A 9,408-nucleotide genomic window follows, 5' to 3' on the forward strand; every position below is an offset into this window, starting at 1 on the left:
TTGGCCAGGGCGAGGGCGTTGGCCTTCATCTCCTCGAAGGCGATGGAGCCGACCCAGCTCATGGTGCCGACCTGGTGGTCGATGAGGAGGATCGCCGAGTTCTCGGGGGTGAACGGTGCGACAGTCTCAGCAGTCATGAGTGGGCCTCTTCCTGGTGCGAATGGATGGTGCGGCGATCGACCGGATTAGTTGGTCGGCCAATCATTAAGTCTCAGCGTACGCCACCTCGGATCTATTCCCAACAGCTGCCAAATTATTTTGCCGCCCCAGTCGCCCAGGGTTCGGCGTCTGGATCACGCGGGCGCGGGGGAGCGCGCAGCGCACCTCACGGCCCGGGCGTGATCCGAACGACACGACCTAGCCCTCGGGCCGGATCTGCATCACCACGGCCTTCGGCTCGGTGAAGAACTCGCGGCTGAAGTTCCCGCCCTCACGCCCGATGCCGGAGTCGCCGACCCCGCCGAAGGGCGCGCGCAGGTCGCGGATGAAGAAGCAGTTCACCCAGACCGTTCCGGCGCGCACGGCGGCCGAGACCCGGTGCGCGCGGTGCAGGTTCTCGGTGAAGAGCATCGCGTTGAGTCCGTAACGGCTGTCGTTGACCAGTCCGACCACCTCTTCCTCGGTGTCGAACGGGATGACCACCACGAGCGGCCCGAAAATCTCCTCCCGGGCGTGCCGCGAGTTCTGGCCGAGGCCGGTGACGACGGTCGGCCTGACCGTCCAGCCGTCGCCCGGGCCGCCGGTGACGATGGTGCCGCCCTCGGTTTCCACGCTGTCGACGTATCCGCGCACCTTCTGGTGGTGCTCCTGCGAGGCCAGCGGCCCGATCTCGGTCGACGTCAGCTTCGGGTCGCCGATCTGCAGCGCGTCGGCCGCCGCCGTGAACCGCCGCAGGAACCTGTCGTGGATGGCGCGCTGCACATAGATCCGGGAGCCGGCCAGACAGACCTGTCCGGTGTTGGTGAAGATGGCCTTGATGGACCACTCGACGGCCGTGTCCAGGTCGGCGTCGGCGAACACCACGTTCGCGCCCTTGCCGCCCAGCTCCAGACTCACCGGGGTGAGATTGCGTGCCCCGGCGGCGGCGATGATCCGGCCGGTGCCGGACTCGCCCGTGAACGTGATGCGGTCCACGGCCGGGTTCTCGGTGAGCGCCTGGCCCGCGGAGTCGGGACCGTACCCGTGGACGACATTGAGCACGCCCGGGGGCATCCCGGCCTCCAGGGCCAGCCTCGCGAGGATCGTCGCGGAGGCCGGGGTGTCCTCGGCGGGCTTGAGGACCACGGTGTTGCCCCAGGCCAGGGCCGGGGCGATCTTCCAGGTCTCCAGCATCAGCGGGAAGTTCCACGGAGCGATCGCGGCGACCACGCCGGCGGCCTCGAAGCGGGTGTAGGCGTGGTGCCCGGTGTCCATCGGCAGGGTGTCCGCCGTGGACAGGCGGGCGTGGTCGGCGAAGAACCGGAAGTTGGACGCCGCGCGCGGTACGTCGTTGCCGCGCGACTGGGTGATCGGCTTGCCCATGTCCCGGGTGTCCGCCATGCCGAGTTCGTCGGCGTGGCTCTCGATCAGGTCCGCCAGCCGGTGCAGGATCCGCCCGCGTTCGCCGTGTCCCATCCGGGGCCAGGGCCCCGAGTCGAACGCCTTGCGTGCCGCCTCCACCGCGCGGTCGGCGTCGCTCTTGTCGCCGAGCGCCACTTCCGCCCACGGTTCGCGGGTGTAGGGGTCGACGGAGGGGAACGTCGAGCCGGAGTCCGACTCGGTCTCCTTGCCGTCGATGACGTGGCCGAAGGATTCCACGGTTCAGCTCCCGGTGTTCGCGGCCGCGGCGCGCTCGGCGAGCGTCTGTCCGCCTGCGGACCAGTGGGCGGGCGGCACCTCGCGGACCACCACTCGAATAGATGCTTCCGGTACGTCGATGGCCTTGTGCACGGCCAGGTGCACCTCGGCCAGCAGGGCCCGGATCCGCTCCGGGGCACGGCCCTCGGTCAACGTGATCTCCACCAGCGGCATGTCACTCACATCCGATCATCACAGAGCCGAGATTGGTGAAATGGCCGGCGATCGCGCTGCCGGGCCGGGTGAACACCGCGTCCGTCATACCGCCGGTGAGGACCAGCCACCCGGCCTCCAGCGCCAGCCCGCGCCTGGCCAGCGAGTTCGCCGCCAGTGCCAGGGCCTCGGCGGGGTGCCCCTGTACGGCCGCGCCGGTGGCGGAGTCCACCGCCTCGCCGTCGACCTCCAGCAGGCACGCCTCAAGGGCCAGGTCCAGCTCGGAGGGCTTGCGCGCCACCGAGCCGATGACGAACCGGGACGACGAGGCGTTGTCGGCCACCACGTCGGGCAGCGTGAACCGGAAGTCGGTGTAGCGGCTGTCGATCACTTCGAGGCCCGCGTACACGTGCGACACGGCCTCCATCGCGCGGGCCGCGGTCACGGCCGGTCCGCTCAGCCGCTCGCCGAGCACGAACACGATCTCCGGCTCGACCCGCGGATGGATCAGTTCGCCGGTGACCAGCGGTGTGCCGGCCGGGAGCACCATCTTGTCGGTGAGCCATCCCGTCAGCGGCGAGTCGATCCCCATCCGCTGCTGCTTCGCCCGCGAGGTCAGGCCCAGCTTCACGCCGACGATGTGCTCGCCGGCGTCGATCTTGCGGCGCAGGATCTCGTCCTGGACCTGGTATCCCGTCGCCAGGTCGAGGCCGGGCCACTCGTCGGTGATGGGGCCGCGGTCGGTCCGCCCGGCCTCGGCGTCCGCGAGCGCCGTCGCGGCCCTGTCCACGTTCCATTCGCTCATGCCGCCGTTTCCCGTCACGCTGCTGTGCCTTCCTTGGAGAACCGGGCCGTCACCGAGCCGAGGCCGGCGAACGTTGCCGTCGCCACGTCACCGGCGGTCACCGGGACGGCCGCGGTGATCGAACCGGGCAGCACCACGTGGCCGGCCCGGAGCGTCACGCCCCGGGCGCCGAGCGTGTTGGCCAGCCACACCAGGGCGTTCAACGGGGAGCCCAGGACCACGCCCAGGGCGCCGGTGCCCACGATCTCGCCGTTGCGGTACAGCACCCCGCCCGTCCGGCGGAGGTCCACCTCGGACAGCGGCAGGGCCGTGCTGCCCAGCACCACTCCGCCCGAGGACGCGTTGTCCGCGATCGTGTCGGCGAGGGTGATCTTCCAGTCCCGGATGCGGGTGTCGATGATCTCCAGCGCCGGCATCACGAAGTCGACGGCCGCCGCGGCCTCGGCCACGGTGACCCCGGGGCCGCTCAGCGGCTTTCCCAGCACGAACGCGATCTCCGGCTCCACCCGCGGTGCCAGGAACGCCGACGGGTCGATCGGCAGGGACTCCAGGTGGAACATCGTGTCCATCAGGTGGCCGAAGTCGGGCTGATCCACCCCGAGTTGGCGCTGCATGGCCGGCGAGGTCAGCCCCATCTTGTGGCCCTTGACCATTGCGCCGTCACGCACCCACTGCTCGACCTGCGCCGCCTGGATCGCGTACGCGTCGTCCACGTCCAGGCCCGGAAAGCGTTCGGTCAGGGGCTCGATCGGCTCGCCGGTGCGGTGGGCGCCGAGCAGGGCCCGCGCCGCCTCCGACCGTGTTTCCGTGTCCATCAGTCACCTCATTGCTCGCGACTCCGAGTGCGTCGTCGGTGGCGTACGCGGCCGGAGGCGTCTGTGTACGACTCTCGGGCGCCCGACCTCCGTCTGCCTAAACTGTGTACACTTTGGCCCCGCCCAGTCAAGGCGTTGACATCTTCCGAAAGTGTATGCACTCTGGCGAAGCGCGAGCTTCTCGTTGCGCAGTGGTTACGGCGACATTGACGCCGGCCTGCGGGACGGGGAGGGCGCGCGGGGATGTCACACCGCGACGTGCGCACACCGACGTGCCGCACTTGGAGGAACCGAGATGACAAGTGTCCCGGAGCTGCGGAAGAGCGACACGGTCTTCGCCTCCCTGTTCACACCTCTGCGGCTGGGTCACCGGACCGCACGCAACCGCATCGTGCACGCGCCGATGTCGGTCTGCTACGGCGACGCCGACGGCTTCGTCACCCGCCCGCAGGTCGAGCACTACGCCCGCCGCGCGCAGGGCGGTGCCGGCACGGTGATCACCGAGAACTTCGCCATCAACGTGTCGGGGCGGCAGATGCCGCTGCAGAACCTGGTGGACGACGACCGGCGGCTGCCCGGCCTGCGTCAGCTGGCCGACGAGATCCACCGCCACGGCGCGCTCGCCATGGTCCAGCTCGTGCACGCCGGCCGCTACGCGGGTCCCTGGGACGTGTACGAGAGCGGTCGTCGACTGGCTCCGTCGGCGGTGCCGTTCGAGCTGACGCCCGGCCGGGTGGTCACCCCGCAGGAGATCACCCCCGAGGAGATCCAGGACACGATCGAGGCCTTCGGCCGGGCCGCGCGGCTCTGTGAACTGGCCGGTTTCGACGGCGTCGACGTGCACGCCGCGCAGGGCTTCCTGATCTCCGGATTCCTCTCGCCCCGCACCAACCGGCGCACCGACGGCTGGGGCGGCGACTTCGACGGACGGGTGCGCTTCGCGCTGGAAGCCGTGCGCGAGGTGGTGCGCCGCACCGGCCCGGACTTCGTCGTCGGCGTCCATCTGATGAGCGACGAGCGGGTCGAGGGCGGCTGGACGCTCGACGACGCCGTCCGCCTCGCCCCGCTGCTGGAGAACGCCGGCGCGGACTTCCTGTTCGGCATCCCCACCACCTTCGAGACGATGCGACTGCCGGACAACGCCGGTCTGATGAACCGGCCCGGCTACGCGGTCGCCGACAATGCGGCGCTGGCGCAGGCCACCCGGCTGCCGGTCGTGGCGGGCGGTGGGCTCGGCGACCCGAACTCCGCGGTACACGTGCTCGAACGGGGCCGCGTCTCCGCGATCGCACTGGCGCGACCGCTGTTCACCGACCCGGACTGGCCGCACAAGGTGTCCGGCGGCGCGCTCGACGCCGTACGGAGCTGTTCGTGCGCGACCGCGCGCTGTCTGCGCACCCAGCTCACCGGAGCGGTGTGCGAGAGCTGGCCCGCCGAGACGGTCGAACGCGGCTACCTCGGATACGGCGACGACAGTCACGACAACGACGACAGCTACGGCGAGAGGGCCCACTCGTGATCACGCTCACCGACATCGCGTACGTACGCTCCGGCGTCGCCGACCTGGAGAAGGCTGCACACTTCGCGACCGAGATCGTGGGTCTGCAGCGGATCGACACCGGGGAGCCCGGGATCGCGTACCTGCGGGCCGACGGCAGGCACCACTCCCTGGCCCTGGTCGAGGGCCCCTCGGGGGTCATCGCGTCCGCCTTCACCGTGGCCGACGAGGACGCGCTCGCCCAGGCCGAGACCGAGTTGGAGCAGCGCGGGTTCCGGGTCGCGCGCGGCGACGCCGACGAGGCGCGGTCGCGGCACGTCACCCGGTTCATCGGGTTCGACGACCCCTTCGGCAACCGGGTCGAGCTGGTGACGGGCCAGGAGACGATGGCCGAGCCGGTGCGGCTGACCCGCCCGTCGTCCGGGATCAGCGAGTTCGGCCACATGTGCTTCGACGCGCCCGACGTCCGCGAGGCCCACCGGTTCTGGTCCACCACGTTCAACGCCCGCGTCTCGGACTGGATCGGCGACAACGCCTGCCTCATGCGGATCGACAAGGTCCACCACAAGCTCGCGGTGTTCCGCGGCGACGGCCCCGGGCTGTGCCACGTCAACTTCCAGACGGCCACGCTCGACGACATCTTCCGCAACTGGAACTTCCTGCGCGACAACGGCGTCGACATCGTGATGGGGCCGGGCAAGCACCCCACGTCCGGCTCGGTGTTCCTCTACTTCCGCGGCCCCGAGGGCATCACGTACGAGTACGCCACGGGCGGTCAGAAGATCGACGAGGACAGCTGGGTGGTGCGGACCTTCGACTCCGCCCGATCCGCCTCCCTCGACATGTGGCAGGGGCCGGTGTCCCGCCCGTCGACGCAGCCGCAGCTCCCCTGAGGGGGATGCACTTGCGTACGCAGACGCGACCAAACGGCTCCGTGCCTGGGTGCTGACTCCGGCTCGAAAACCCACCCTTCATGAGTGATCTGTATACACATTGTGCAGTGCGTCTGAAAGAGGAGTTCTCATGCGACACGAAGGCCGGACGGCCGTCATCACAGGAGCCGCCGCCGGTATCGGCCGCGCTCACGCGCTGCGGCTCGCGGCGGAGGGTGCCGCTGTCGTCGTGCTCGACCGGGCGGACGGCACCGCGGTGGTCAAGGAGATCGCCGATGCGGGCGGGCGGGCGATAGCCGTACAGGCCGACCTCACCGACCCCGCGAGTGTGGCGGCCGCGCAGGAGGAGGTCGCGGAACAGTTCGGGGGCACCGACATCCTGGTCAACAACGCGGGCATCTATCCGAACCATGCGTTCGAGGACATGACGTTCGAGCAGTGGCGTGCGGTGTTCACGCTCAACGTCGACGCCTTGTTCCACACGGCGAAGGCGTTCGCGCCGGGCATGCGGGAGCGGGGCTGGGGCCGGATCGTCAACATGACGTCGAACTCCGTCAGCCTCGTCATACCCGGCTTCACGCACTACGTGGCCAGCAAGATGGCCGTGATCGGCTTCACCCGGGGCCTGGCCACCGACCTCGCCGACGCGGGCATCACGGTCAACGCCATCGCGCCCAGCCTCGTACGGACGGCCACGACCGAGGCCGGGCCGGCGGAGTTCTTCGACGTGGTCCCGCAGCTGCAGGCCATCCACCGGGTGCAGGTCCCCGAGGACCTCACCGGCATGCTGTCGTTCCTCGTCTCCGACGACGCCGCGTTCATCACGGGCCAGACGATGTACGTCGACGGCGGGCTCGTGCGGTCATGACGACGGTGGGGGAGACGGCCTCGACGACCGGCGTCGCGACCGCGCTGGTCGAGGCCGCTCATGTACTGGCCGGCCTCGGGTTGGTCACGGCGTTCGGGCATGTGTCGGTGCGCCGCGGCGACTTTGTGCTCATCACACCGCCGAAGGAACTGGACCTGGTCGCCCCGGACGAACTGGTCGAGATCCCCCTGGCGGCCGACACGTTGCCCGCCGGGGCACCGCCCGAAGCCTGGGGGCACCTGGCCGTGTACCGGGCGCGGCCCGACGTCACAGCGGTCGCCCGGGCCCAGCCCGAAGCCGTCCTCGCCGCCGGCGCCGTCACCGACCGGATCTCCCTCCTGCACGGCCAGGCCGCGTGGCTGGGCGCCTCGGTCCCGGTCCACGACGAGGCCCGACTGCTGCGCTCCGCCGACCGCGCCGCACACGCGGCCCGCACGCTCGGCGAGGCCGACGCGCTCGTGCTGCGCGGCAACGGGGGCATCACCACCGGGACCGCCCCCGGGCACGCCGTGGCCCGCATGTGGCTGCTCGACGCCGCATGCCGGGTACACCTCGCCGCGCACGGCGCCGGTCCGGTGAAGCCGCTGAGCCCCGACGAGATCACGGCGTGGCGCACGGCCGCCCCGCCGCTGCTCGACCGGCTGTGGGCGCATCTGCGACGCACCGCCGGGACAGTGTGACTCCCCCCATCATCGGCTCTGCGTGCTTGTTCCGAGGAAGGAAGCGGCATGGAAACGACCGTGAGCGCCGGGAATCGTCTTGCCGCTAAGGGGGTCCTGATCACTGGTGCGGGAGGCGGGCAGGGAGCGGCGGCGTAGGAGCTGTTCGCGCAGGAGGGTGCGCGGATCGTCGGCTGTGACGCGGTGCAGGGGGCCGCCGAGTCCACCGCGCGGAAGTTGGCGGAACAGGGCCACGGCGTCCGCGCCCAGACCGTCGACCTCGCCGCCCCCGACGCGGCCCGCGCCCGGGTGGAGGACGCCGCGGCGAGCCTTGGCGGCATCGACGTGCTTACAGCAACGCGGCGGGCTTCGCATTCACCCCATTCATCCCCTTTGTTGACTTCACCGTCTCGCACCCTTGCTGCGGAAGGCGCACCCGACGGTATCCGAGCCAACACGATTTCTCCCGGCTTCGTCGCGTCACCGGCGACCGACGCCGCAGTTGACGACAACGGCCAGCAGTACATGCTCAACATGCACTTGATCCAGCGGATCGGAACCGGGCCTGACATCGCCGCTCTCGCGCTGTACCTCGCCTCCGACGAATCGAGTTGGGTGACGGGACAGAACATCTCCGTGGACGGCGGCTGGACTGCCGGTTACCGCTGATCCGCTGTTCCGTTGGCTGACCAATACAATGGTGGGTGATATGAGTCCCCAGCGAGACGGCCAGTGTCAGTGCCAGTGCACTGCCAGTGCCGGTGTCGGGGGCGTGACCTATCTGCCAGGAGGATCGACAGCCATGCCGCGGGCCGATTCGGTACAAGGTGAAGAAGGCGCGGTGCCGACCGTGGCCGATGCCCCCATGAGCGAGGCCCTCTTCCGGGCGGCCCGGGTGCATCGGATCATGGCCGGCAGTCTGCTGCGCGACACCGGCCTGTACACGGGCCAGGAGCTGCTGATGATGCAGTTGTGGGAGCGCGGCGAGCAGCGTCAGGCGGACCTGATCAAGACGCTCGGCCTGGATCCGTCGACCGTGACCAAGATGCTGCAGCGCCTGGAACAGTCCGGCTTCGTCACCCGCAAGCCGTCCCCCGACGACCGTCGGGCAGTCGTCGTGAGCGCCACCCGCGCGGGCCAGGCCCTGCGTGACCAGGTCAGGAAGGCATGGTCCGACCTGGAAGGGGTCACCGCGGCCGGCTTCACCGAAGCGGAGTACCGCCAGGCCATGAAGGTGCTGGCCCGGATCGAGGCGAACCTCACGACTCCGCCGCCCGCTGCCGACGCTGCCAGCGCCACGAACCGCACACCCGACGCCTGACGCCGAGTCGGTGCTCACGAGAGTTGCGCGTCCGGCCTGCACGCTTCGTCGGCCGCCCGCCGGCCGGGCGTGTCGGTGCAGCGCGCGTCGAATCCAATCGCGTCCCGCGCCTCCGAATGATGTACTTGGTCGGCCAATGTATAGTCGGAAGGGATTGATTGGCCGACCATATTTGGGGTTTCCGTGACCAGTCCATTCGATTCCCTCGACCTCGCCGGCGCGACGCTGAACAACCGCATCGTGATGTCGCCGATGACGCGCAGCCGCGCCTACGGCCCTGGTCAGGCGCCGACCGAGGCGACGGCCGTCTACTATGCTCAGCGGGCGTCGGCAGGCCTGATCGTCTCCGAGGGCATCCAGCCCAGCGTGGTGGGACAGGGCTACCCCAACACCCCCGGTCTGCACAGTGACGCGCAGGTGGAGGCCTGGCGCCGGGTGACCGACGCCGTGCACGAGCAGGGCGGGGTGATCTTCGCCCAGCTCATGCACACCGGCCGCATCGGACACCCGAGTCTGCTGCCCGACGGCGTGAGCTCCGTGGCTCCCTCGGTGGTGGCCGC

Annotated in this window: 11 protein-coding genes; 7 read left to right on the top strand and 4 right to left on the bottom strand. The window is 70.1% G+C overall.

What is annotated here, in order from left to right; translation table 11 throughout:
- Nucleotides 1-357 precede the first annotated feature (357 nt).
- The 4 genes from ACWD4O_RS48400 to ACWD4O_RS48415 are packed head-to-tail and all read right to left on the bottom strand — an operon-like array spanning nucleotide 358 to nucleotide 3,609.
- On the bottom strand, nucleotides 358-1,797 hold the full coding sequence (locus tag ACWD4O_RS48400) for an aldehyde dehydrogenase (RefSeq protein ID WP_451289537.1): 1,440 nt from the start codon (nucleotides 1,795-1,797) through the stop codon (nucleotides 358-360).
- A gap of 3 nt (nucleotides 1,798-1,800) precedes the next feature.
- Nucleotides 1,801-2,010 (bottom strand): tautomerase family protein, encoded by a 210-nt coding sequence (locus tag ACWD4O_RS48405; RefSeq protein ID WP_451289546.1) that lies wholly within the window; start codon nucleotides 2,008-2,010, stop codon nucleotides 1,801-1,803.
- A 1-nt stretch (nucleotide 2,011) separates the two neighbouring features.
- The gene (locus ACWD4O_RS48410; RefSeq protein WP_451289538.1) at nucleotides 2,012-2,794 is read right to left on the bottom strand and encodes a 2-keto-4-pentenoate hydratase; all 783 of its coding nucleotides are present in this window, start codon (nucleotides 2,792-2,794) and stop codon (nucleotides 2,012-2,014) included.
- A gap of 14 nt (nucleotides 2,795-2,808) precedes the next feature.
- Nucleotides 2,809-3,609: a 2-keto-4-pentenoate hydratase gene (locus ACWD4O_RS48415; RefSeq protein WP_451289539.1), complete on the bottom strand. Its 801-nt coding sequence runs from the start codon at nucleotides 3,607-3,609 to the stop codon at nucleotides 2,809-2,811.
- A 295-nt stretch (nucleotides 3,610-3,904) separates the two neighbouring features.
- On the opposite strand from ACWD4O_RS48415, the gene ACWD4O_RS48420 reads away from it, so the two are divergent.
- The 7 genes from ACWD4O_RS48420 to ACWD4O_RS48450 all read left to right on the top strand — a co-directional run.
- Entirely contained in the window at nucleotides 3,905-5,128 is a 1,224-nt protein-coding gene (locus tag ACWD4O_RS48420; RefSeq protein WP_451289540.1) for an oxidoreductase, read from the top strand.
- Nucleotides 5,125-6,000, top strand: coding sequence for a VOC family protein (locus tag ACWD4O_RS48425; protein WP_451289541.1), 876 nt, complete (start codon nucleotides 5,125-5,127; stop codon nucleotides 5,998-6,000). The genes ACWD4O_RS48420 and ACWD4O_RS48425 overlap by 4 nt, the downstream gene beginning before the upstream one ends.
- A 130-nt stretch (nucleotides 6,001-6,130) precedes the next feature.
- The gene (locus tag ACWD4O_RS48430) at nucleotides 6,131-6,868 is read left to right on the top strand and encodes an SDR family NAD(P)-dependent oxidoreductase (RefSeq protein WP_451289542.1); all 738 of its coding nucleotides are present in this window, start codon (nucleotides 6,131-6,133) and stop codon (nucleotides 6,866-6,868) included.
- The gene (locus ACWD4O_RS48435) at nucleotides 6,865-7,548 is read left to right on the top strand and encodes a class II aldolase/adducin family protein (protein WP_451289543.1); all 684 of its coding nucleotides are present in this window, start codon (nucleotides 6,865-6,867) and stop codon (nucleotides 7,546-7,548) included. The genes ACWD4O_RS48430 and ACWD4O_RS48435 overlap by 4 nt, the downstream gene beginning before the upstream one ends.
- Nucleotides 7,549-7,689: 141 nt before the next feature.
- Entirely contained in the window at nucleotides 7,690-8,196 is a 507-nt protein-coding gene (locus tag ACWD4O_RS48440) for an SDR family NAD(P)-dependent oxidoreductase (RefSeq protein ID WP_451289547.1), read from the top strand.
- 133 nt (nucleotides 8,197-8,329) lie between these two features.
- Complete coding sequence (locus ACWD4O_RS48445; protein WP_451289544.1) at nucleotides 8,330-8,848, top strand: MarR family winged helix-turn-helix transcriptional regulator; 519 nt, start codon at nucleotides 8,330-8,332, stop codon at nucleotides 8,846-8,848.
- A 183-nt stretch (nucleotides 8,849-9,031) separates the two neighbouring features.
- Nucleotides 9,032-9,408 (top strand): oxidoreductase (locus ACWD4O_RS48450; protein ID WP_451289545.1); only part of this gene is annotated, 377 nt, incomplete at its 3' end.

This window comes from Streptomyces sp. NPDC002623 (assembly GCF_053592635.1).